Annotated in this window: 17 protein-coding genes; 9 read left to right on the top strand and 8 right to left on the bottom strand. The window is 74.7% G+C overall.

Annotated features, from left to right (window positions below; all coding sequences use genetic code 11):
- Positions 1 to 277: 277 nt before the first annotated feature.
- A complete protein-coding gene (locus WME97_RS31850) occupies positions 278 to 2,194 on the bottom strand; it encodes a HEAT repeat domain-containing protein (protein ID WP_437542917.1) in 1,917 nt (638 codons plus the stop codon).
- Between the two features lie 189 nt (positions 2,195 to 2,383).
- Here WME97_RS31850 and WME97_RS31845 point away from each other — a divergent pair, with 189 nt between their 5' ends.
- The 5 genes from WME97_RS31845 to WME97_RS31825 all read left to right on the top strand — a co-directional run bounded on the left by WME97_RS31845 (position 2,384) and on the right by WME97_RS31825 (position 7,760).
- Positions 2,384 to 3,328 carry an XdhC family protein gene (locus tag WME97_RS31845; protein WP_437542914.1) on the top strand — a complete coding sequence of 315 codons (945 nt, stop codon included), beginning with the start codon at positions 2,384 to 2,386 and terminating at the stop codon, positions 3,326 to 3,328.
- Positions 3,325 to 3,969 carry a nucleotidyltransferase family protein gene (locus WME97_RS31840; protein WP_437542911.1) on the top strand — a complete coding sequence of 215 codons (645 nt, stop codon included), beginning with the start codon at positions 3,325 to 3,327 and terminating at the stop codon, positions 3,967 to 3,969. Before WME97_RS31845 ends, WME97_RS31840 begins: the two co-directional genes overlap by 4 nt.
- A gap of 100 nt (positions 3,970 to 4,069) precedes the next feature.
- Positions 4,070 to 6,379 carry a xanthine dehydrogenase family protein molybdopterin-binding subunit gene (locus WME97_RS31835; RefSeq protein WP_437542909.1) on the top strand — a complete coding sequence of 770 codons (2,310 nt, stop codon included), beginning with the start codon at positions 4,070 to 4,072 and terminating at the stop codon, positions 6,377 to 6,379.
- Positions 6,376 to 6,858 (top strand): (2Fe-2S)-binding protein, encoded by a 483-nt coding sequence (locus WME97_RS31830; RefSeq protein WP_012238522.1) that lies wholly within the window; start codon positions 6,376 to 6,378, stop codon positions 6,856 to 6,858. The genes WME97_RS31835 and WME97_RS31830 overlap by 4 nt, the downstream gene beginning before the upstream one ends.
- Positions 6,855 to 7,760, top strand: coding sequence for an FAD binding domain-containing protein (locus tag WME97_RS31825; RefSeq protein WP_437542907.1), 906 nt, complete (start codon positions 6,855 to 6,857; stop codon positions 7,758 to 7,760). The genes WME97_RS31830 and WME97_RS31825 overlap by 4 nt, the downstream gene beginning before the upstream one ends.
- Here WME97_RS31825 and WME97_RS31820 read toward each other — a convergent pair whose 3' ends face one another.
- A complete protein-coding gene (locus tag WME97_RS31820; protein WP_437542905.1) occupies positions 7,761 to 7,964 on the bottom strand; it encodes a hypothetical protein in 204 nt (67 codons plus the stop codon).
- A 786-nt stretch (positions 7,965 to 8,750) separates the two neighbouring features.
- Here WME97_RS31820 and WME97_RS31815 point away from each other — a divergent pair.
- Complete coding sequence (locus WME97_RS31815; protein ID WP_437542903.1) at positions 8,751 to 10,886, top strand: TonB-dependent receptor family protein; 2,136 nt, start codon at positions 8,751 to 8,753, stop codon at positions 10,884 to 10,886.
- A gap of 42 nt (positions 10,887 to 10,928) precedes the next feature.
- Here WME97_RS31815 and WME97_RS31810 read toward each other — a convergent pair whose 3' ends face one another.
- From WME97_RS31810 to WME97_RS31800, 3 genes are all read right to left on the bottom strand, one after another.
- Entirely contained in the window at positions 10,929 to 12,407 is a 1,479-nt protein-coding gene (locus WME97_RS31810; protein WP_437542901.1) for an HTTM domain-containing protein, read from the bottom strand.
- Positions 12,394 to 13,860, bottom strand: coding sequence for an imelysin family protein (locus WME97_RS31805; protein ID WP_437542899.1), 1,467 nt, complete (start codon positions 13,858 to 13,860; stop codon positions 12,394 to 12,396). The genes WME97_RS31810 and WME97_RS31805 overlap by 14 nt, the downstream gene beginning before the upstream one ends.
- A 180-nt stretch (positions 13,861 to 14,040) precedes the next feature.
- On the bottom strand, positions 14,041 to 15,756 hold the full coding sequence (locus tag WME97_RS31800; protein ID WP_437542897.1) for a delta-60 repeat domain-containing protein: 1,716 nt from the start codon (positions 15,754 to 15,756) through the stop codon (positions 14,041 to 14,043).
- On the opposite strand from WME97_RS31800, the gene WME97_RS31795 reads away from it, so the two are divergent.
- Positions 15,755 to 16,027, top strand: a complete 273-nt coding sequence (locus tag WME97_RS31795) for a hypothetical protein (RefSeq protein ID WP_437542895.1) — start codon at positions 15,755 to 15,757, stop codon at positions 16,025 to 16,027. The genes WME97_RS31800 and WME97_RS31795 overlap by 2 nt on opposite strands.
- Before the next feature lie 159 nt (positions 16,028 to 16,186).
- Here the strand turns inward: WME97_RS31795 and WME97_RS31790 are convergent, their stop codons facing one another.
- From WME97_RS31790 to hisF, 3 genes are read right to left on the bottom strand one after another with little or no spacing between them, the layout of a single operon-like run.
- Positions 16,187 to 16,570, bottom strand: a complete 384-nt coding sequence (locus WME97_RS31790) for a TerB family tellurite resistance protein (protein WP_437542893.1) — start codon at positions 16,568 to 16,570, stop codon at positions 16,187 to 16,189.
- A 33-nt stretch (positions 16,571 to 16,603) separates the two neighbouring features.
- A complete protein-coding gene (locus tag WME97_RS31785) occupies positions 16,604 to 19,249 on the bottom strand; it encodes a hypothetical protein (protein ID WP_437542890.1) in 2,646 nt (881 codons plus the stop codon).
- Positions 19,246 to 20,058, bottom strand: a complete 813-nt coding sequence (gene hisF / locus WME97_RS31780) for an imidazole glycerol phosphate synthase subunit HisF (RefSeq protein ID WP_437542888.1) — start codon at positions 20,056 to 20,058, stop codon at positions 19,246 to 19,248. The genes WME97_RS31785 and hisF overlap by 4 nt, the downstream gene beginning before the upstream one ends.
- Before the next feature lie 191 nt (positions 20,059 to 20,249).
- Between hisF and WME97_RS31775 the strand changes: the two genes are divergently transcribed.
- Positions 20,250 to 22,265, top strand: coding sequence for a zinc-ribbon domain-containing protein (locus tag WME97_RS31775; RefSeq protein ID WP_437542886.1), 2,016 nt, complete (start codon positions 20,250 to 20,252; stop codon positions 22,263 to 22,265).
- Positions 22,262 to 23,527, top strand: coding sequence for a hypothetical protein (locus tag WME97_RS31770; RefSeq protein ID WP_437542883.1), 1,266 nt, complete (start codon positions 22,262 to 22,264; stop codon positions 23,525 to 23,527). The genes WME97_RS31775 and WME97_RS31770 overlap by 4 nt, the downstream gene beginning before the upstream one ends.
- The last annotated feature ends 14 nt before the right edge of the window (positions 23,528 to 23,541 follow it).

The raw sequence follows: 23,541 nt of genomic DNA, 5'->3' as shown, positions 1-23,541 counted from the left end.
CGTGCCGCCCCTGGTCGACGCGACGCCGACGCTCGGCGCGCCCCAGGCGCTCGCTGATGCGGCGACAGGTCGCTCCGCTGCGGCGCCGCTCGAACGAGCCGCGGGGGCGCCCGCGGCCGCGTCGTCCACGAGGGCCGACGCGGGGGGCGGAGCGCTCCTCGGGCCGACCTCCGGCGCAGCCGGCGCGCTCAGCCCATCGCAGCAAGCCTCGGCGGCCACGCACGGCGCCGTCGCCGCGCAGCAGAGCGCGGCGCCCGCTCAGCGCGCAGCGCAGGGCTCAGCCGCGCCGGCGCCGTCGCCCCTCGGCGCGGCCGACGGTCTCGGCCTGATCACCGACGTGCCGCCTGACCGCTCGGGGCGGCTCGGGATCATCATCGCGGTGGTGGTGGCGCTGCTCCTGGCGGGGGGGGCGATGCTGTTCGCCGCGCAGCTCGGCCTGCTGGGGGCCGCGCCCACCGCGCCCGGCAGGGGGGTGGTCGAGCCGGTCCCCGCGCTGGCCGTCGCGCCGATCGTGGCCCGCTCGCGGCCGGATCGCCTCCTTGTGGAAGCTCTGGATCTGCGCGTCGAAGCCGCCCATGTCCACGCGCAGGAGCGTCTCGGGCCGGAGGCCTGAGCGGCGCGCGACGGCCTCGGTCCGCTCGGGGAACGGCGAGATCCACACCATCCTGCCGCCCGGCGCGAGCGCGCGCGCGGCGCCCTCGACGAAGCGATCGAGCATGGCGTCGAGATCTCCCGTGCGCTCGACGCGCCGCCCGAGGGGCGGGTTCGTCAGGATCAGCGTGGGCGCCTCGCCCGGGGGCGGCGCGCCGCCCGCGTCGCGCTGGAGGAGCTCCGCGCCCCGCGCGCCCGCGGCGTCGAGGTTCTCGCGCGCGATCTGCAGGGCTCGAGGATCGCGGTCCGAGCCCACGAGCCGCCGGTACGGTCCGAGCAGGGCGCGCTCGCAGAGCTCGAGGCCCGAGCCGACGAACGGATCCCAGACGACGTCGTCGCCGCGCGCCCCCGCGATGCGCGCGAGCGCGGCCGCGATCGTCGGGTGCGACGCCGCGGGCACGTCGCCCCGGCGATACGCGAACCGCGGGTCGGGCAGGCGCGGCGCGAGCTCGACCCGGACACGGCCCGCGCCCTCGTAGACGACCACGTCCCACGTGCTCTGGGTCGGATCGTTCACGAGCTCCGGGGCCTCCGCCTCCACGGCCGCCGCGGCGCGGAACACCGCTGCCCGGCGCTTGCCGCCGCCGGCCCAGTCGATGCGGTAGCGGATCGCGCCCTGGGTGAAGCGGCGCAGGATCTCGCGCGCCTCCCGCGAGAGCAGCCGCTCCGCGACCGCCGCGGCGAGGTCGGCGCCCTGGTCGAGCTTCCGCAGCGGCAGCGGGAAGGCGAACGACAGCATCGTGCGCGCCCCGAACAGGACGTCGAGGCGGCCGCTCAGCACCGCCTCGACCCGCGCGCCGCCGCACGGATCGCTCCGGAGCTCGGGGACGAGCGCCCCACCGGGAGAGTCCGCGTCGAGCGCCGCGAGCTCCTCCGCGAGGATCGCCTCGAGCCCGCGCCGGCAGCGCACCGCCACCCGGAGGGGGCGCTCCGGCGCGCGATCGCCGGCGATCTCGGACGGCTCGCCGCGCGTGAGGGTCCTCCTGGCCAGGAGCTCGGCGCGCGCGCGCACGCCGGCGATGTCGTCGCCGTCGAGCTCGGCCAGTGCCTCGAGCGCGGCGCTGCCGCCGACCTTGCCGAGCGCGTCGATGAGCGCGCGGCGGACGTCGGGCGAGCGCTCGCTGCGCGCCGCCGCGGCGAGCGCCTGCTCGACGAGCGCCCGCCCGGCGTCCGCCGCGTGCGGCTTGCCGAGCGCCACCGCCGCCATGCGGCGCGTGCGGCGATCGTCGTCGCCGAGGCAGGCGAGCAGGTAGTCGCGCGCCCGCTCCGAGACCTCGGGATCGATCGGCCCCGCGGCCATCAGCTTGCCGACGAGCCGGGTGAGCGGCGCGCGCAGCGCGGGCGGCGCGCCCGCCGCGCGCTCGAGCGCGGCGGGCAGCGCCGCAGCGCCGGCGCGCCGCAGCGCCCGCTCCGCCAGCTCGGCGGGCTCATCGGCCGTCTCGAGCAGATCCATCAGAGCGGCGAAGTGGCGGCGGCCCGGCGTGAAGCCCGGATCGGAGAGGGCGCGCTGGAGGTCGGGGTCGAGCGTGGCGGGGGGGGTCATCGTGGCTTGTAGCTCCGCGTATTTATGTGGATCCCGGCGGTCACAGCGGGACGGGATCTCGGGGGACGCCTGCGCCGCTCTCCGAGCGCGCTCGACTTTCGCGACAAGCGCGGCGTTCCAGCAAGCTCTTTCGGCGCCGGGGCTCTCGGCGCTCTCGTTTTCGGTCGCCGGGTCGCTAGAGTCTCAACCATGCCGGATCTGAGCCAGGTCATCCCGAGGACGGCGTTCCCGCACGACGTGCTTCGGGCGGCCCTGGACGCGCTCGAGGCGGGGCGGCGGGTGGTGCTCGCCTCGGTGGTGGCGCGGCACGGCTCGGCGCCGTCGACGCCGGGGCAGAAGCTCTGCCTCTTCGACGATCTCACCGCGATCGGCACGATCGGCGGCGGCGCCGTCGAGCGGGCGGCGCTCGGCATCATGGGGCGCGCGCTCGACGAGCTCGCCAGCGCGCCGAAGCTCGAGACGTTCCGCCTGGGCCCGACGCTGGGCATGTGCTGCGGCGGCTCGGTCGAGGTGCTCATCGAGCCGATGCTGCCCGCTGTGCACGTCCTCGTGATCGGCGCCGGGCACGTGGGCGCGTTCGCCGCGCCGCTCCTCGCGTCGCTGGGCTTCCGCGTGACCCTCTGCGACACGCGCGCCGCCGCCGCCGACCCCGCCCGCGTGCCGGCGGCGGCGCCGCTCGCCCGCGCGCCGTCGGCGTACGACGATGCGCCGCGGGATCTCGCGCCGGCGCCCGGGGAGCAGGTGCGGCTCGTGCTCGCCGAGCACGACGACCCGGAGGTGCTGACGGGCCTGCCGAGGGAGCTCGGCGAGGCGGCGGCGCTCGTGATGACGCACGACCACGCCCTCGATCAGGAGGCGCTCGCGTGGGCGCTCGCGCGCGGCTTCGGGTACGTGGGCGGCGTCGGGAGCCGCGCGAAGGCCGCGCGAACGCGCGCGCGGCTCGAGGCGAAGGGGGTGCCGGAGGGCGACGTCGCGCGGTTGAGGATGCCGGTCGGCCTCGACATCGGGGCGCGCACGCCGGCCGAGATCGGCGTCGCCCTCGCCGCGGAGCTCGTCGCGTGGCGCGCGGGGCGGCAGCGCGCTCGATGGTCATCGGCCGGCACGACGTCCGCCGGAGAGGAGCAGGCTGGATGAATCGAGTGACCACGATCGTGCTCGCCGCGGGCGCGGGCAAGCGGCTCGGGGGGCCGAAGGCGCTCCTGGCGTGGCCGTCATCGACGAAGGGCGGGGCCGAGCGGCCGCTGGCGATCGCGCACGCGGAGGCCCGCCTCTCGGCCGAGAGCGCACGGGTGCTCGTGGTGGTGCGCAGCTCCGTCTTTCACGCGCTGCTGGCCCATGTGCAGCCGGGCATCGACCTGGTCTCGTGGTCCGCGCCGGACGACCTCGGGCCGGCGGGCTCGCTGGCTGTCGCCGCGCCGCGCATCGGCGACGCCGACGCCGTCATCGTGACGCCGGTCGACGTGCCGCCCGCGCGCGCCGCGACGGTGGCGCGGCTGCTCGCCCGCCTCGAGGCGGGCGCCTGCTTGACGACGCCGACGCCGCCGCTCGCGGTGCGGCCGCGGCACCTCGGCCGCGGCGGGCACCCGGTGGTGCTGCGCACCGAGGCGCTCCAGCGCTACCTGGAGGCCGATCCACCGCCGCTCCGGGATCACCTGAGGGCGCTCGGCGACAGGTGCGTCGACGAGGAGGTGGACGATCCAGGGGTGCTGCACGACCTGAATGTGCCGGTCGACGTGCTCCGCGTGCTCGGGGGCCCGCCGCGCTTTCTCGCCTGAAGGCGGCCGGCGATCGTCCCCTGCGCGGGTCACGCCGCGGCGCGCTCGGGTCGACGCGTCCCCGGGGACCGGGCTATCGTCGGTGAGGAGGAGCATACGAATGGCGACGAGCCCTCCAGCGTCAGCGAGCACCGTGGGGAGCAGCGTGCCCCGTACGGACGGCCCTCCCAAGGTCACGGGGGCGTCGCGCTACGTCGACGACATCCCGGCGATGCCGGGGGAGATCTTCGGGCGCACCGTGCGGAGCCCCGTGCCCCGCGGGATCTTGCGGGGAGTGCGGCTCGACCCCGCGTTCGACTGGAGCGACGTCACCGTCGTGCTCGCCGAGGATGTCCCGGTCAACGTGGTCGCGCTGATCCTGGACGATCAGCCGATCCTCGCGACCGGAAAGGTGAACCACGCCTACGAGCCGATCGTCCTGCTCGGCTGCGCGGACCGGCTGAAGCTCGCGCGGGCGGTCCAGGCCGTCGCGCTCGACATCGATCCGCTGCCGCCGGTGCTCGACGCGCGCGCCGCGCTCGATGGTGGGGAGATCCTCTGGGGCACGGACAACGTCATCAAGCGGTACCTCATCACGCACGGGCGCGCCGACGCCGCGCGGGAGCGCGGCGAGGCGAGCGAGGCCGCGATCGACGCGGCGCTCGCGCGCTGCGAGGTGGTCGTCACCGGGACGTACGCCTCGCACCACCAGGAGCAGCTCTACATCGAGCCGCAGGGGGTCATCGCCTGGTGGGACGAGGCCGGCGCGCACGCGACGGGCTCGATCCAGTGCCCGTTCTACGTCCACAAGGCGTTCCTGAAGGCGTTCGGGCTCCCTCCCGATCGGATCCACATCACCCAGTCGGTGACGGGGGGCGGCTTCGGGGGCAAGGAGGAGTACCCGTCGATCATCGCGCTCCACGCGGCGCTGCTCGCGAGGAAGAGCGGCCGCCCGGTGCGCATGATCTACGACCGGACGGAGGACATCGAGGCGACGACGAAGCGCCACCCGGCGTCCTGCGAGATCACGAGCGGCTGCGATCGCGACGGCGCGCTGCGCGCGCTGAAGATCCGGATCCTCATGGACGGCGGCGCGTACGCGACGCTGACGCAGGTGGTCCTGTCGCGCGGCGCGCTCCACGCCGCGGGCGCCTACCGCTGGGACGACGTGTGGATCGAGGCGACCGCCGTGGCCACGAACACGCCCCCGAACGGCGCCTTCCGCGGCTTCGGCGCGCCGCAGACGATCTGGGCGATCGAGCGGCACCTCGACCGCGTCGCGCGGGAGCTCGGCTGCGATCCGCTCGATCTGAAGGCGAAGAACGTGCTTCGCCCCGGCGACTCGACAGCGACGGGGCAGGTGCTCCGCGTGAGCGTCGCGGGCGAGGAGTGCATCACGCGGGCGATCGCGGCGAGCGGTTACCGGCAGAAGCGCGCGGCCGGGCTGGTCGTCCGCGGGCGCGTGGCCCGCGGGATCGGGCTCTCGGTGTTCATGCACGGCGCGGGCTTCACGGGGTCGGGGGAGCGCTACTACAAGGGAAAGGTCGCGCTGGATCTCGCGCCCGGCGGGCGGCTCCGCATCCGCACGGCGTCGACGGACATCGGCCAGGGGACGGAGACGGTGTTCCGGCAGATCGCCGCGGACGCGGCGGGGCTGCCGCTCGATCGGGTCGAGTTCGCGGTGCCGTGCACGACGACGGTGCCCGACTCGGGCCCCACGGTGGCGTCGCGCACGGTGATGGTGGTCGGCTCGATCGTCGAGGCCGCAGCGCGGGAGCTGGCGAGCCGCGTGCGCGCGGAGCGGGCGTCGGCGCCGGCGGCGCTGAGCTTCGAGGAGGCGGCCGATCGGCTGCTGGCGCGCGAGGGCCAGGTGACGTCGCTCAAGCAGTACGAGCCGCCGGGCTACGTGCGCTGGGACGACGAGGCGTACAAGGGAGACGCGTACCCGTGCTTCGGCTGGGCGTGCGACGTGGCCGAGGTCGAGGTGGACCTCGACACCTTCGAGGTGACGGTCGTCGACTTCTGGTCGGCCACCGACGTGGGCAAGGCGATCCACCCGGTGATGTGCAAGGGGCAGATCGAGGGCGGCAGCCTCCAGGCGATCGGCTGGGCGCTCTCCGAGGAGATCGTCTGGCAGGGCGGCAAGATCAAGAACCCGCGGATGACCAACTACATCATTCCGACGTCGCTCGACGCGCCGCCGTTCCATGTCGTGCTCGTCGAGGAGCCGTTCCCGTTCGGTCCAGGCGGCGGGGCCAAGGGCATCGGCGAGATGCCGATGGATGGCGGCGCGCCCGCGGTGGCCGCGGCGGTCGAGCACGCGACGGGGATCGCCGCGTGCGCGCTGCCGCTCACGCCGGAGCGCCTGCTCGAGGCGGCGCGGGGCGCCGCGGCGTCACGCCCTTTGGCGGGGAGAGGGGAGCGTCTATGAAGGTATCGCTCGTCGTCAACGGCTCGCCGCGCGAGGTCGATCTACCCCCGCTCTCGCGGCTGCTCGACGCGCTCCGGGGGCCGCTCGGGCTCACGGGCACGAAGGAGGGGTGCGCGGAGGGCGAGTGCGGCGCGTGCACGGTGCTGCTCGACGGCGACCCCGTGAACGCTTGCCTCGTCGCGATCGGGCAGTGCGAGGGGCGGCACGTGACGACGGTCGAGGGCCTCGCCTGCGCCGGACACCTGTCGCCGCTGCAGCGCTGCTTCGTCGAGGAGGGGGGCGCGCAGTGCGGGATCTGCACGCCGGGCATGCTCCTCTCGGCGGAGGCGCTGCTCGCGCGGAGCCCGGATCCGTCGGAGCTCGAGGTGCGCGAGGCGCTCGCTGGCAACCTGTGCCGCTGCACCGGGTACCAGCGGATCGTCGAGAGCGTCCGCGCGGCCGCCGCGCTGCGCCGCGGCGGGGGAGGGGCGGCGCCGTGAGCCTCGCCGATCTGCGCCTGTTCGAGATGCGGCGCGTCGCCGGGCTCGGTCCGCTGTGCGAGATCGTGGCGGAGCGGGCCGCGCTGGGCGCGCCGGTCACGCTCCTGGCCGGCGGCACCGACTGGGTCGTCGAGCAGGAGCTCAGGCCTCCGCTCGAGGTCGCGGCAGGGAGCCCGGCGGCGCCGCTCGTCGTCGACGTGTCCCGGCTCTCGGAGCTGCGAGGCATCTCGCTCTCCGGCGACACGCTCCGGGTCGGCGCCGCGACGACCTACCTGGAGATGCTCCGGAGCGACGCGATCGCCGCGCGGGCGCCGCTCCTCGCGCGGATGAGCCGCGACGTGGGCGCTGTGCAGATCCAGGCGCGCGGCACGCTCGGCGGCAACCTGGCCACGGCGTCGCCGGCCGCCGACGGCGTGGCCGCGCTCGCCGCCTACGACGCGACCGTCGTGGTGCAGAGCGTCCGCGGGGAGCGGCGCATCCCGATGAGCGCCCTGCAGACGGGCTACAAGCGCACGTCGCGCGCGCCGGACGAGGTGATCGTCGCCGTGGAGATCGCGCTGCCGGCGCCAGGGTCGCCCTGGTACTGGCGGAAGATCGGCGCGCGACGGGCGCAGGCGATCTCGAAGGTCGCGCTCGCGGGCGTGGCCGAGGTGCGATCCGGGCGCGCCGCGCGGCTCGGGCTGGGGATGGCGTCGGTCGCGCCGATGACGGCGCTCCTGCCGAGCGTGCGCGCGCTCTGCATGTCCCGTCCGCTCGCCGAGCTCACCGCGGCGGAGATCGACGCGGCGGTCGCGCAGGATATCTCGCCCATCGACGACGTGCGCTCGACGCGCGCCTACCGGGAGCACTGCGCTTGCGGGGTGGTGCGGGAGCTCCTTCGGCAGCTCGGCGCGCCGGTCTGATCATTCCATCCAGTCGAGCTGCGCGGCCTCGGGCCTCCGGCTGCGCCCGCCGGCGAATGTCGGCCGCTCGTACGCCGGCGGCGGGAGCGGAGGTTCCGCGTCCATGTCGTGGCAGCGCGCGCATCGCCGCGGGGTGGTGGTGCCGGCCTGGAAGATGGTGACGCAGCCGCAGGCTGGGCAGATCATGCCGATGTCGTAATTCATGAGCACTCCTCGACGACGAACGCTCCGGGGCGGTCCGAGCGGCGGGAAGATGCGCTGAAGGGGCGACGTGGTCGCGACGGCGCGGCAACATCGCGTGGAAGCCTCGGCCCTGCCGGGCAGCCCATCGGAGGCGTGTCGTCGACGAGACGCCCGTCCTCTTCCATTCCGAACGCGCTCCTGGGCCTGAGAACGAGGCGGCCTCTCTCGGACCGGCGCAGACCTTCTGTGGCTGCGCGGACGGCGGTGCACGCTCCCTGTCGTCTGCGCTGCCGTCTCGCGTGAGTGCACGTCGGCCTGCGCTGTTCAAGGGCTACTCGATGTTGACTTTCATTTGTAGTAGGCCCCTGATGACCGCGAGTTCGACACGCCGTGAGCCCACCGAGCTCGCGATGCGGTGCGATTCGGTGAATCAGTAATTTATATTACATGTCAACGCAGACCCGTCCCTTCCGGGCCCGTCTCGGGCTCGCTGTTCCCGTGCTTCTGATCACCGTGGCCGGGGTCGCTCATGCGCAGTCTCCTGAACCGAGCGCGGATTCCCCGGGGGATCCAGCGATGCCTGGAGCGCCTCCGGGCACGGGACCGGCGGGCCGGGACGCACCTGCATCGGCGCCACCGGCGCCTCCCCGCGATGCGCCGGCGGCGCCTCCCGGTGATGCGCCGGCAGCGCCTGCCGGCGATGCGCCGGCGGGGGACCAGGATGCTGCTGCGCCAGCGCCGGCTGCGCCAGCGCCGGCGGCTGCTCCCGGCGGCGCGCCGGCGGCACCCTCCGGCGGCGCGCCGGCGGTGAACCATGAAAGCGCTGCACCGGCGCAGGCGGCGCCTGCCGGCGATGCGCCGGTGGAGGTGACGGTCGCGGGCACGCGCGTGACGCGGACCGCGGGCTCGGCTCATGTGATCAAGAGCCGCCAGCTCGAGCGCTTCGAGCACGACGATCCCCACGCCGTGCTGGTCAGCGTTCCCGGCGTGTACGTGAGGGGCGAAGACGGGCTGGGCCTGCGGCCGAACATCGGTGTTCGCGGCGTCAACCCCGATCGCAGCAAGAAGGTGACGCTCATGGAGGATGGCGTCCCCATCTCTCCTGCGCCGTACTCCGCGCCAGCCGCTTATTACTTCCCGCTCATCACCCGCATGTCGAACGTGCGCGTGATCAAGGGGCCAGGGGCCATCGGCTATGGCCCGCAGACCGTGGGGGGCACCGTGGATCTCGTCACCCGCTCCGCCCCGTCGCTCGCGTCGGGCGCGCTCGATCTCGCGCTGGGCCAGTACGGCTACGGCAAGGCGCACGCCTATCTCGGGACGAGCGACGGGCAGATGGACTTCCTCGTCGAGGGCGTGCACCTGCGGAGCGACGGCTTCAAGGAGCTCCCGAGCGGCGCGGACACAGGGTTTTACCGCAACGAGGTGATGGTCAAGGGCAGTTACCTCGTCGACCCGGCCGCCCGCATCAAGAACGAGCTCCGCCTCAAGCTCACCTACTCGGAAGAGCTCTCCAACGAGACGTACCTCGGCATCACGGACGGGGACTTCGAGGAGAACCCGCTCCGCCGTTACGGGGTGACCGCGCTCGACCGCATGCGCAACCACCGCACCGCTGTCGCCGTGACCCACGTGCTCGAGCCGTCGCGCGACCTGTCGGTGACGACGACCGTGTACCGGAACGACTTCTCGCGCGTGTGGCGCAAGGTGAACGGCTTCCGCGGGGCCAACCTGTTCGACGTGCTCGCCGCCCCGGACACGCCGCAGAACGCTGTGTACTACGCCGTGCTGACCGGGCAGCTCGACAGCTCGACGCCGGGCGAGGCGCTGCTCATCGGCCCCAACGAGCGCGACTTCGTCGCGCAAGGCGTCGAGACCCGCGTCCGCTGGAATGTCACGACGGGGCCCGTCTCGCACCGCGTCGAGTACGGCCTGCGCCTGCACCACGATCGGGTCGAGCGCCGCCACAGCGAGAACGGGTTTCTCGTGCTCGGCGGCGCGCTCGTGCCGGACGGCGGACCGACCGTCGTGACCCAGTTCAACGAGGCATGGACCGAGGCGGTCGCGCTCCACGCGAGCGACGCGATCACCTGGAGAGCGCTCACGGTGACGCCCGGCGTCCGGATCGAGCTCATGCGCTCTGCCCTCGTGGATCGCGCGGCCGGGAGCGAGCAAACGCGCCTCGCGCAGGCGCTCCTGCCAGGCGCCGGCGCCTACCTTGCGATCACCGAGGCGCTCGGCCTCCTGGCCGGGGCCTACCGAGGATTCAGCCCCCCGGCCCCGGGGAGCGACGAGCACGTCGAGCCCGAGCTCAGCGTGAACTACGAGGGCGGCGCTCGCTTCGCCGACGGGCCGCTGCGCGCGGAGATCATCGGCTACTTCAACGATTACTCGAACATCACGGATGTCTGCACGCTCTCCAGCGGCTGTCTCGACGCGGATCTCGATCGCCAGTACGACGCGGGCGAGGCCCGGATCTACGGCATCGAGGCGTATGCGGAGCACGAGGTCCCGCTCGGCCAGCTCAAGCTGCCGATCACCGCGGCCTACACGCTCACCCGGACCGAGTTCCTCTCGAGCTTCGCCTCGGACGACCCCATCTTCGGCCGCGTCGTGAAGGGAGACGAGATGCCCTATGTCCCGCGGCACCAGGCGAGCCTCTCGGTCGGGGTCGAGCACGAGCGCGCCGGCGTCGTCGTGGGCGCCTCCTACGTGTCGGCCATGCGGGAGAAGGCCGGCAGCGAGCCCATGTCCCGGGCGCTCGCCACCGACGAGCAGCTCCTCGTCGACGCGAGCGCCAGGCTGCGTGTCGTCGGGCCGCTCGTGCTCTACGCGAACGCGCGGAACCTCCTCGGCTCCCAGTACATCGTGTCGCGGCGGCCCTTCGGCGCCCGGCCGAACGCGCCGCGCTGGATCCAGATCGGGGCGAAGGCGTCGTTCTGACGTGGAATCGCGCGTGGAGCCCGACGGGGACGCGCGCGTCGATCAGAGGGGCCGGATGTGGGGGGGAGGCCCCTCTGGAGCTGGAAGGATGTAGGGCGCCGGGCCGAGGCCGTCGCTGACCGCGGCGAGATCGACGCCGGGATCGATGAGGCGCGCGATGCGGCGGCCGTTGAGCGAGACGAGGGCGTCGGCGCGCACCTCCACCGGCCCGCGGCCGCGGCGCTCGAAGTCCTCGCGGATGTGACGGGAGAGCTGCAGGATGAGATCGGGCTGGCCCGCCATCTCGCGCTCCTGCAGGCGCGTCAGGTACTCCCGCGGGCTCACATGCCATGTCCGGCCGGTCTGCCTGCTGCGGACGATGAAAGTGACGCTGCCGTTCTTCTCGCGCACCATCACGCGCCAGGAGAAGCGCATCCCCTGCTCGTGCCAGCGCACGTTGCCGCCGTACGCCAGGAAGCGGAGCGGCATCGCGAGCTGAACAGCGCAGTACGCGGCGCCCAGCGCGAGCCCGAGGGCGCGCAGCGATCGCGAGGGCGGCGTCGCCGGGGGGAGGGCAGGTTCGTCTGTAGGCGCTTGCGGCGCTTGCGGCGCGCCGGCGCCGCCGCGGGCGGGGAGCGCGCGCGCTCGGAGCCGGGAGAGGACCCGCCGGGGCCACTCCGGGGGGAAGAACACGAGCGCGGAGAGGACCATGATCACCGGGAACATCCCGATCGGAAACAGCGCGCGCGTGACGACGTGGAACAGGATCACCGCGGCATACGCGAAGGGGCGGAGCCTCCGGCAGAGGAGCAGCCAGACGATGCTGGTGTCGAACAGGAAGCCCGCCCAGCTCATGAGCGGCGCGGCCCACGGGTGCGTGAAGAGCGGGCCGAGGACCGGCATGTCCGTGCGCGAGCCGAGCCAGATGCGGAGCGGCTGCGCGTGCAGGAGCCAGTCGGCGTGGGCCTTGGCGAGCCCCGCGAACGTGTACACGACGCCGACCTGGAAGCGCAGCAGGTAGAGCCACGCAGCGGAGACGGAGCGCTCGCTGCGCCGCGAGAGCAGCGCGTCGATGGACCAGGCGCGGTGTGCCGGCGACGCCGCGAGCAAGAGGCCCAGCAGGCTCGCCAGGTAGTAGTGGTTGAGGTACGTCGTGACGTCGATGACCTGCAGGTAGGTGAAGCCGACGACGAACAGGGGCGCCGCGACGCGGAACATGAAGCCGAGGGCGAGCGCCAGGGCGAGCGCCGCGAGCGCCCAGAACAGGGCGTGCATCCCGGTCGGCGAGAGCGGCTCGACCCACGCGAGGCCCCAGTACTTGAAGTGAAAGCCCGGCTTGACGAAGAACTCGTCGATCCAGCCATACGCGATGAAGCGCGCCATGCTCACGCACATCGTGAGCCCGAACAGGGCGCGGAACGCCGCGAGCCAGGCGATGTCGATCGGGCGAAACAGCGCTCGATGCAGCGCCGCAGCCGCGCGCGACCACGCCGCCGCGAGCCCCGGGGGGCCCGCGCGGCCAGGGGGCTCAGTCGTTGTCACCTTCCGACGACTGGGGCAGCTCGAGGTTCAGCGCGCTGACGAACTCCGTCTTGAGCAGGTCCGTCAGGGCCTTCACGGCGGTGTAGACCGACTCGACCTTCGCCCGGTCGGTCGCGAGCGCCTGCTCCAGCGGCAGGTCGAGCGCGTCCACGGCCGACTGGGCTCCCGACAGCGCCGCCAGCATGCGATCGGCGAGATCGGCGGAGTCGACCGCGCGCAGCCAGTCGTCGAACCCGACGCCCTCGCCGCCCTCGCCGCAGCCCTGGAACAGGCGCCGGAAGCCGCGCAGGTTGGCCCGGATGTGCGCCGCCGAGGCCAGGGCGAAGCGGGACTCGAGCGCCTCCGGGCAGGTGGGCGTGACGCAGTCCTCGGTGAAGCCGAGCGGGCGCCCGAGCTTCCAGTCCTTCAGCTCCTTCTCGACATAGAACATCGCGTCGCTCACCGCGTTGAGCGCGTCCTGCTCGGTCGCGAAGGCGGGGCTCCCCTGGCCGGCCTGGGTGAGCTTCTCCCGGAAGCTCCCCGCCTCGGGCGCCCATGCGCGCGCGAGCGCTCCCGCCTGGGCGAGCACGTCCGCGGCCGCCGCAGCGGCGTAATCGGCCTTGCGCTGCGCGAGCTCTCCCGCGGCGAGCGCCGCCCAGGTGCGGTTCGCGTTGATGGGCGAGTACTGCGAGCAGGCGTTGTCGCCGCCGCCGTAGAAGACGAGGTACTCGAGCGCCGCGAGGCCGCGCCCGTTGATGAGCGATGAGGAGAAGCTCGGCTGCGCATAGGCGCGGCTCACGATCTGCTCCTCGACCTTGCACCGGCTCACGAGGGGCCAGGAGTAGATCTGATCCCGGAGGTCCTGTCCTCCGGGCTGCGTGGAGCTCGCCGCGGGGCCGAAGCGGAAGAGCTCCACCTCCTGCCAGACCGCCATGGCGGCGAGCCAGGCGCCGCGCGCGGCGGCGGCGGTCGGCTCGCCCGGGCCGCGGGCGAGGGCCGCGGCGCTCTCGTGCAGCGCGCGCGCCTGCGCCTCGAACTCGCAGGCGCGGTTCAGCGCGCAGTCCGCCGCTGCGGTGATCAGCTTGGCCTTGCTGAAGGGGCCTTCCGCGACGGGGACCGGGGGACACACGTCGCCGGGGACCGGTTCGCCGCCCCCGGCGCCCCCCGCGCCGCTGGCGCTCCCGGCGCCCCCGGCGCCCCCGGCGCCAGCGGTCGTGGCGATCGCGGAGGAGGCCGCCGTGGTGCTCGTGGCGCCGCTCCCGGTCGAAGGCACGGGCGCGGACCCGCCGCTGCCCGGCGGCTGCGCGACGCCGGGCCCCGCGCCCTGGCCCGTATAGACCACCTCGTCCGGGGGCGGCTTGCGGCACCCGGCGGCCGCGGCGACGCCGACGAGCGACAGCAGGAGCGCTGTCGAGAGGCGGCGGCCCGCCCTCTCGCTCCGGGCGCGGTTCATTGTCGGCCTCACGCTGTTCATGCTGCCTCTCCGAGATACGGGCGCTCGCCCGGGGCCCGCCGGCGTCGCGGCGGCCCCGAGCTCGTTTCGCGCGAGAATCGTCCGTCGTACCCTGCCCGTCAACACGCAGGGAGCGCTCCCCCGCCTGTCAGCACGGCGCGGCGGGGGGGCGCCTCCCGGCGCGCGTCGGTCGTGTGAGCGTCAGTCCCTCTGCGCCGGGACCGGCAGCAGGACGAGCGTCGCGTCGTCGTCCTCGGGCCCGTCGCTGTCGGACCGGTACCCGGCGGCCGCGAGCCACGCGCCGTTCGGCGACAGCGCGACGCCGTAGAGCGAGTCGTCGGGGCGATCGAAGCTGTAGCGCCGGTATCCGTTCGGATCGAAGCGCGTGTCCAGGGCGCCGTTCTTGTCGAACAGGGCGATCATCCCGTCGACGTTGCGCGTCGCGGGGGTGGCGCTCCCGACCATCACGACGCGATCGTCGGGCAGGGCGAGGAGGTTGCGCCCGCGGTCGTCGTCGCCGGCCACGTCGAGCAGGACGCCGCCGGCCACGCCCCAGGAGGAGTCGAATTCGCCCGTGGCCGTGACGCGGAAGGACACGAGATCCACGCGCCCGCTCTCCGCGGAGCGCCCGTAGCCGGTGGTCACGTACTTGCCGTCCGACTGGCGGGCCGCGCCGTAGGCCTCGGCCATGCCGAGCGGGAACGGCGCGAGCCTCACGACGCCGTCCGACGAGAAGGTCGTGTCGGGGGTGCCGTCCGCGTTGAGCCGCAGCAGCACGATCTGGTTCCTGCCGCCCACGCTCGTGTAGCCGGAAGAGAAGATCTTGCCGTCGGCCTGCACGAACCCGTTGCGCGGGTTGTCGCCCAGGTTCAGCCCGTCGACGTCGAGCGTGTGGACGCCCTCCGTCGCGAACGTGGTGTCCAGGGCGCCGTTCGCGGTGAGCCGCACGATCGCGCGATCCCGATCGGCGCGAGCCGCCGCCTTCCTGCTGGCGAAGAGGACCAGCCGATCGCTCGCGTCGCGGTCGACGCCCCAGAGCAGATCGCCCGTGTTGCCCTCGCCGACGCCGAGATCGTGGATGGCGATGCCCTCGGTGCCGAACGTCGTATCCAGCGTGCCGTCGGTGTTGAACCGCACGACCGCGAGATCCGCGTCCGACGGCGTGGCGCTCGGGTCGTGCTCGACATGGCCGGCGAGCACGACCTTCCCGTCCGACTGCAGGACGATGCCGCGCGCGGTCTCCGTGGTCTTGCCTGCGACCACGTTGACCCTCGCGACCCCGTTCGTGCCGAAGGTCGTGTCGAACGAGCCATCGGTCTTGAAGCGCGCCACCGCCATGTACGTGTCGCCCGCCACGGCCACGTGCCCGGCAGCGTAAGCTCTGGACTCGGCGTCGAACGCGACGGCCCAGAAGCGGTCGTCCGTGGCTTCGTCGAGCGCCACGACCCCTGCGAATCCGGTCGACCAGGGCTCCTCGCCGGTGTCGCTGCCGCCGGTGCCGCCGCCCTCGCCGGCGCCGCCGCCGCCGGTGTCGCTGCCGCCGGTGCCGCTGCCGCCAGTGCCGCCGCCCTCGCCGGCGCCGCCGCCGCCGGTGTCGCTGCCGCCGGTGCCGCTGCCGCCAATGCCGCCGCCCTCGCCGGCGCCGCCGCCGCCGGTGTCGCTGCCGCCGGTGCCGCCGCCCTCGCCAGCGCCGCCGCCGCCGGTGTCGCTGCCGCCGGTGCCGCCGCCCTCGCCGGCGCCGCCGCCGCCGCTGCTGCTCGTCGAGGGAGCGCCGCCAGCGCCGCCGCCCCCGGAGTTCGCCGAGTCGCCGGAGTCGTCTCCGCACGCAGCCACTCCGCCGAGCAGCACGCACCAGGAAAGTCCGAACGTCGCGAGCACCGTCCGCTGCGCGGACAACCAGGTTCTCTTCACAGGCATGGTCGGCAATCCCTTCATGAACATGAAAATGAAAGTCGTTATCTTTGTTGGATATAATCTTGCATGGCGTCCACCCTGTCAAGAGATTCTGCTGTCGCTATCCCGCCAAGGCCTTTCCTTGCTGGAAATGCCGCCTGGAGCTGAAGGTGTGGGGATGGCGCTTGGGGTAGGGGAGCGCGGCGTGTGGCGCGCCTTTGAAGATGCCCGCATAGCGCCGCGCGACGCTGTCTGGGGCACCTCGCGCGCGGGCAGCCTGCTCGGCGATCCATGACCGCGCGGCGCATGGCGGCGAAGCGACTCCGCCTGGGGGGGTTCCTTGCGGAGCACGGCGAAGCGCGGCCGACCGGCCGGAGAGGGCGGCCGGCCGAGGTCGCAGCGGGAGTCCCGGCGGCGGCCGGGCCAGCGGCGTTCGGGCGCCGCGCAGGCTGCGTCAGAGCAAGGTCAGGAGGCGTCGGGCGCGGGCCTCGGCCGCCTGGATGATCTCCGCGGACTCCGGCTCGGGGAGCTCAAGCTTCTTGCTCAGCGCGGCGATGTACTGCTTCTCCGCGTCGTGCTGCTCGCCGTCGACGAACGTGAGCAGCACGGCGTGCTGCAATAGCGCGCGGCGGTCGTCGCCGCCGAGCTCGCCGAGCGGCACGTCGTCCAGGGTCCTTCGCTGGGAGGCGTAGGCGCGGATCTCCTTCGCCTGGTCCTCGTTCGCCTCGAACGCCGCGATCAGCCCCTCCACCATCTCGCGCTCGGCCTCGTGGAACTCGCCGTCCGCCCACGCCACGCTCACGAGCGACTTCACGACCGCCATGCTCTGCTCTTGCATGGCGACGAGTGTCGTCGCTCCCCCGGGGCAACGTCAATCGTGAGGGGAGGGCGCCCTCGCCTCGGCGCGCGGGACGATCTGGAGCGCTCCCCGTGCGAGCGGCTCCGTCAGCGAGGCGAAGACCTCCGGCCGCAGCGTTCCAGCGAGCCCGGCGCAGAGCAGGGCGAGCGCGAGGAGCGCAAGCCACAAGGACAGACCTCGCCGGCGCGGGGCCACCAGCGGCACAGGCGGCCTGCTGCCGTCGTCCATCGGGGCGACCGGAGCGGATCCGGGCGTGGCGCGCTCGGATGCAGCGGGGCGCAGCGCGCCGGCGAGCGGCGGGCGCGCGCCGGGGATGGCGCGCGCGGAGGTGCCGGAGACAGCAGCGACCGGCGGCGGCGTGAGGGTGAGGTCGAGGCCAGCGAGCGCCTTCATGCTGCGCGCCGCGCGGCGCTGCGCGCTGTGCTCGGACTGCGCGACGAAGCGCGCGACGAGCTCGTCGACCCGGGAAGCGCCTGCACCGACGCCATCCGCGGGCGGGCGCGCGCTCCGCGATCGCCGCGAGGCGTTCCACACGATCGCGTCGATGGGACCGAGCTCCGCTGGGCACGGCGTCTCTTCCGGCTCTGCGTCGACGGGAGGCTGCGCTGATGCTGCATCCGGGGGCGCCAGGTCAGCGGGCGGCAGCTCGGGAGCTGCTGCGTCCACGGGCAGTTCCTCGGGAGCGAGATCGGCGGGCGGCAGCTCGGGAGCTGCTGCGTCCACGGGCAGTTCCTCGGGAGCGAGATCGGCGGGCGGCAGCTCGGGAGCTGCTGCGTCTGCGGGCGGCAGCTCGGGAGCTGCTGCGTCTGCGGGCGGCAGCTCGGGAGCGAGAGCAGCGGGCGGCAGCTCGGGAGCTGCGTCCACGGGCAGTTCCTCGGGAGCGAGAACAGCAGGCGCCTGCTCGGGAACTATGTCCGCGGGCGGCAGCTCGGGAGCCAGATCGGCGCGCGGTTCCTCGGGAGCTGCTGCTTCAGCGGGCAGTTCCTGGGGAGCTGCGTCCGCGGGGGGCGTGCCGGCGTGCGCGGTTTCCGGACCGTCGGCCTCCGCCGCGAGCAAGGCCTCGATCGGCGCGGCCGGAGCCGTCGGGAGCGGCGCAGCCGGAGCGTCGTCGTTGCGCTGCGCCGGAAGGGGCCAGGGCAGCGTGTGACGCGCCGCTGGCGTCTCGTCGAACGGCGCGACGGCCGCTCGAGGAACCGCGGACACGGCGAGGTCCGCCCGACGGACGAGCGGCCAGGCGCCATAGGCCGGTGTGACCTGGAGCGCCGCGTCCGCCGCCATGAAATGGATGGCAGGCGCGCGCGACGTCTCGATGGACTCCGGGACCTCGGTCACGCTGGCTGGTGCGTCTGCCACGGGGGAGAGCTCGGCCCCGTCGGCCGCCTCTTTCTCCTCCCAGACGGCCGTGGCCACGGTCGGCGTCGGCTCCTGCGAGAGCGGCGCGACGTCGGCGGGATCCGGGGAGAACTCGACGAGGATCGACTGGGTCGGTGTCGGCTCCCGGGAAGACAGCGCGACGCCGGGAGGAGCCGGGGAAAAGTCGACGAGGAGCACCTCGATCCCCTCGGGGCTCGTGAGCGCTTCGCTGCAGGCAGAGGGGCCGCAGGCGACGAGCGACGGCGCGGGCATGGGCCGCGCTTCTTCAGGAGCGATCTCCGCCGCCGCGCGCGCGAGCGGCGCCACCGGCGCGATCGTCCGAGCAGGCTCGATGAGCTCCGGGATGGCCGGGATCTCGGCCGGCGCTGCGGCCTCATGGAGCTCAACCACCGCCTGCACGACGGTCGGGGTGGGCTCTGGCAGCGCCTCGACCTGCTCGCTGGCGTGCGCAGGCGCCGATGGGTTCTCGGGACACGGCTCGACAGCTACCGCACCGGCAGCATCGCCTGCGCTCGCAGGCGCCGGGGGCGCCACCCCGGCGATGGCACACGCGACGAGCCCGGGGCTGAGCGTGAGCTCCACGACCGCAGGTGCGACCGGGCCGGGGCTGAGCGTGAGCTCCACGATGGGATTCGGCAGCGGGGCAGCGGGGGCGTCGCTGCGCGCGGCAGCGGGGGCGTCGCTGCGCGGAGCAGCAGGGGCGTCGCTGCGCGGGGCAGCAGGGGCGTCGCTGCGCGGGGCAGCGGCGGTCGGATCGCGCCGCACGTGCTCCGCTTGCGGCGGCGGCCGCATCTCGTCCGCTTCCGGCGCCGCAGGCTTCGCCTGGACCTCCGGGCGCGGGCGCCTCAGCCGGCCGGCCTCCTTGGCGCGCAGCGTCTCACGGGCGAGCCGCGCCAGCGCCCGCCGGGCGGCGTTGCGGTTCACCGGGATCAGCGCGGCCTCGAGCTCCCGCGCGACCGCTTCCGGGTCCTGCTCGTGCGCGGGGCGCGGGCGCGCCGTCGCCGTGAGGTTGGGCATGCTGCCGGCGGACGCGGCGAGGAGCCGGGCGAGCAGGTCGCGCAGCAGCCGCGCCGCCTCGGCCGGCGCCACCGCCTCGCCGCGCGTGCGCACCGTGACGGTGCCCTCGGTCGTGAGCAGCACCGCGCGATCGTCGAGCCTGAGGGGCAGGCGCGACGTCGCGTCGCTGACGGCGAGCGCGAGGTAACCCGAGGTCTCCGGCACCAGCGAGGCGCTCCGCGCGTGCGCCGCCGCGACGACCTCCTCCAGGGTGACGCAAGCGCTCACGAGCGCCCCCGGCCCGCCGCGTCGCCCGGCCCGCCCGCGCGCGCCGGCCTGACCGGCACCCCCGCCGCCTCGAGGTACGCCTTCGCTTCGCCGATCGTGTACTCGGCGTCGTGGAAGATCGACGCGGCGAGCGCGGCGTCGGCGCCGCCCTCGACGAGGCCGGCGCGCAGGTGATCCAGCGTCCCGACGCCGCCCGAGGCGATCACCGGGACCGGCACGGCCCGCGCGATGGCGGCGGTCAGCAGGAGGTCGTAGCCGTCCCGCGTGCCGTCGCGGTCCATGCTCGTGACGAGCAGCTCGCCCGCGCCCGCCCGCGCGATCTCCTCGGCCCACGCGACCGCGTCGCGCCCCGTGTCCCGGCGGCCGCCGTGGGTCACCACCGTCCAGGCCACGCGCGAGGGATCCGCGATCCGGCGCGCGTCGATCGCCACGACGATCGCCTGCGCACCCCAGCAGTCCGCGGCGCGCCGCACGAGGTCGGGATCGTTGACGGCGGCCGTGTTGATCGCGACCTTGTCCGCACCCGCGTCGAGGAGCGCCTTGATGTCCTGCTCGGACTTGACGCCGCCTCCGACCGTCAGCGGCGTGAACAGCACCTCCGCCGTGCGCGCCACGACGTCGAGGATGATGCCGCGCTTCTCGTGCGACGCGGTGATGTCGAGGAACGTGATCTCGTCCGCGCCCTCGGCGTCGTAACGGCGGGCGGCCTCGACGGGATCGCCGGCGTCCCGCAGCCCCACAAAGCGGACGCCCTTCACGACGCGGCCGTCCTTGACGTCGAGGCACGGGATGATGCGCTTCGCGAGCATACGTCCCGCGTTAGCCTACCTGCCACGCCAGGGCCAACTGTTGCGCTGTGCGCCCGCTCCGGCGCCGCGGGGGGCGTCCTCGCGCGCCTCTCGCACGTTTTGCCGGCATTTCCGGCCGCCGGGGAGGTGCCGCGCGCCGGCCGCAGCGCCCGGAGCCTGACCGCGCCGCGGTTCCTCGCTACCATGGCGCCATGCATTGCCCGCACTGCGGGAGACCCGTACCCGAGGGCTCGATCGCGTGCCCGCACTGCGGCGCCGCGCTCGCGCCGCCGGGCGGAGCGGCCGGCTACTACGGCATGAAGCCCGCGGCCCGCACCATGGTCGGCGTCACGCTCCCCGACCTGCTCCGACAGACGCCGTCCGCCCCCGCCGTGCCGGGCGGCGCGGGCCCCGGCCAGGCCGCGCTGCCGCCCATGGCCGGCGGGCCGGCCGCCGCCTCGCGCACGATCGTCGGCATGCCCGCCGCGATCTTCGGGGCGGCGCCAGCGCAAGCGCAGGCCGATCCGCGCCTGGCCGGGGGCACGCTCGTCGTCGGGACCCCGGCATCCGTGGCCCCAGGAGCGCGCCTCGACGCGCACGCAGCGCCGGCCGCGCCGCTCCGTGCAGCGCCGGCCGCGCCGCTCCATGCAGCGCCGGTCTCACCGCTCCACGCGGCGCCGGGCGAGCTGCGCCTTGACCACACCGTGCCGATCGGCCCGGGCCTCGGGGCGCCGCGCGCTCCGGTGCCGCTGCCCGCCGTGTCGCGGACGCTGGTCGGCGTCGCCCGGCCGGGCATCGCGCCGCTCGCGCCGGGCGCCCCGGCCGATCCCGAGCCCGATCCCGAGCTCGACGCACGCTACCAGCCGGCCGGCGAGCTCGGCGCCACGATCGCGCCGGCGCGCTTCCGCGCCCCTCCGCTGCAGAACCCGGCGCTCATGCGCCCCCATCGCCTGAAGCAGCGGCTCCCGCCGCCGAAGGGCGAGAGGCGCCCGCGCACGTCGCGCCGGGCCGTCGCCGTCGTCGTCGCGGGCGGCGTGCTCGCGCTCGGCGCGGTCCTGTTCGCGCTCCTCTGGCCGAGCGCGCCCCCGGTGACCGCGCGCGCCCGCGCCGACGCCGGGGGCCGCGAGGTGATCGAGCTCCGGTGCGACAGCTGTCCTGACGGCACCGCGGTCTCCATCGGCGAGGGGCGCGCGACCACCGCCGGCCGCGTCGCGCAGATCCCGCTCGCGAGCCCGCTCTCCGTCGGCGAAAACCGGATGAAGGTCGCCATCGACCGCCCTGGCAGCGGGCGCGACGAGACGGTCGGCGTCTCCATCCACGTCGCCTACCGGATCCGGCCGGACCTCGGCACGCTGCAAGGGGAGCGGCCCTCGATCCAGGTCGTTGTCGAGGCGAGCAAGGGCACGCAGGTGCTCCTCGACGGCAAGGAGGTCGCGCTCACGAGCGGCCGGGCCATCGAGTCGATCGACGTCACCGACGCGGTCGCGGGGCCCTCGGACGAGACGAAGACGCTCACCCGGCAGGTGCCGTACACCGTCACTCCGCCCGACGGCCCGCGCGAGCAGGGCATGGTGAGCGTCGCGGTCGGCATCGTCCCGCTCACCATCGAGTCGCCCGGCCCGAGCGTGGTCATCGACAAGGAGAGCTTCGTGCTCGCCGGGCGCACGGCCCGCGGCGCGCAGATCTTCGCCGGCGCGCACCCGATCGCGGTCCGCCCCGACGGCACCTTCGCGCACGTGATGAACGTCTCGTCCGTGGGCGCGACCCAGTTCGAGGTGCGCGCGAAGATGCAGGGGATGGCGCCGCGCATCGCGAAGCTCGCGGTGCGCCGCGTCGACCGCCTCGACACCGCCGCGAAGGAGTTCGCCGGCCGCGGCCCGATCGGGTACGCCGAGCTCGCCGCCGGCGGGAAGGACTCCATCGGCAAGCCGATCGCGCTGACCGGCGAGGTCCTCGAGGTGCGCCGGCAGGGATACGCGACGCTGATCCTGCTCTCGATCCCGCCCGCGTCCGGCTGCAAGGAGGGCGGCGCGGCCGCCGCGAGCGCGGGCGCCGCGCCGCGCTCTCCGGAGGCGTGCAAGGTCCGCCTCGTCCATGGCGCCGACAACCCCGCCCAGCGCGGGGACATCCTCACCGCCTACGGCAGCGTCGCGCCGCCGTTCGTCGCGCCGGGCGGCGCCGAGATCCCCGAGGTGCAGGTCGAGTTCACCGTGAAGGGCGGCCGATGAGCGCCGCGCGCACCACGTCGCCCAGCCCGCGAAGGCCGCGTCGCGCCCGGACGGCGGGCCTCGCCGCGGCCGCGCTCCTGCTCTCCGCCGCGGCGCCGCTCGCCTTCGCCGACGCCGTCGACACGAGCCGGCCGCACACGATCGTGGTCGGCGCGCCCCGCGGCTTCGCCCCGAGCGAGCGGCTCGACGCGCGCCGCACGGGCCGCTCCGCCGCGCGGCTGCCCTTCCCGGCGCGCGAGGCGTGGCGAAAGCAGCTCCGCGGCGGGATCGACGCTGCGCCGCTCGTGGACGCCGCGGGCGATCTCCTCCTCACGCTGACGGTCCCCGAGGTCGTCAAGCTCGGCGCGGACGGCCGGGAGCGCTGGCGCGTGCGCATCGGCGACAGCGCGCCGCTCGCGCCCGCCGTGCTCACGAGCGACGGCACCCTCGCGCTGATCACCTCGTCCGGCGTCGCCGTCGGGCTCACGCCTGCGGGGAGCGTGCGCTTCGCCGTCCCCCTCGGCCTCCGGGGGCGCGACGCCGACGTGACGCCCCTCGCGCTCGACGACGGCGGGCTCGTGGCGGCCCTGGGGCGCTCCCTTGTCGAGCTCGCCGCGGACGGGACCGTGCGCGCCCGCGCCGAGATCGCGGATCGCGCGACGGGCGCCTTGCTCGCGGGCCCTGAAGGCACGCTCGTGACCACCGAGTCGGGCGCGGTGCTGACCTGGCGTCCGCCCGGCGCGCCGAGGCGGCTCGGCTCCCTCGGCGGCGTGCCTCGCCGCGGCGCGGCCCTCGCCGACGCCCGCACGCTGCTCGCGGTCGTCGACGCCCGCCGCCTGGTCGCGCTGGATCTGCCGACAGGGACCGCCGGGGTCCGCGCCGGCGCCGCCTTCAGCGCCCTCGACGGGCCGCCCGCCATCGGCGCCGGGGGCCTGGCCGTGGTCCTGTCCACGACCGGCCTGCTCCTCGGGGTCAACGCGTCGGGCGACCTGGCGTTCCGGGTCGCGATCGACAGGCCTCCGGGGTCCCCACCCGCCGACGCCGGGCTCTCCGGCTTCTTCGGCCCGGTGGACGCGAAGCCGAGCCCGCCGGTGGTGATCGATCGCGCCGGCCGCGTCGGCTTCGTGCGCGCGGGCGGGCGCGCCGGCGTCGTCGAGGCGGACGGCAATGTCTCCATCGCGGCCGAGCGCGTCTGCTCCGCGCCGGTCGCCGTCATCCCTGCCGGCGAGGAGCGGATGGCGATCGCCTGTCGTGACGGGACCGTGGTGATGCTGGCGCGCTAGAGCGGGGCGCATCT

Origin of the sequence: Sorangium sp. So ce367 (assembly GCF_051520455.1) — a bacterium.
GTDB lineage: Bacteria > Myxococcota_A > Polyangia > Polyangiales > Polyangiaceae > Sorangium > Sorangium cellulosum_B.
Note: the sequence above shows the minus strand (reverse complement) of the source record. Positions and strands in the feature narration are given on the sequence as shown.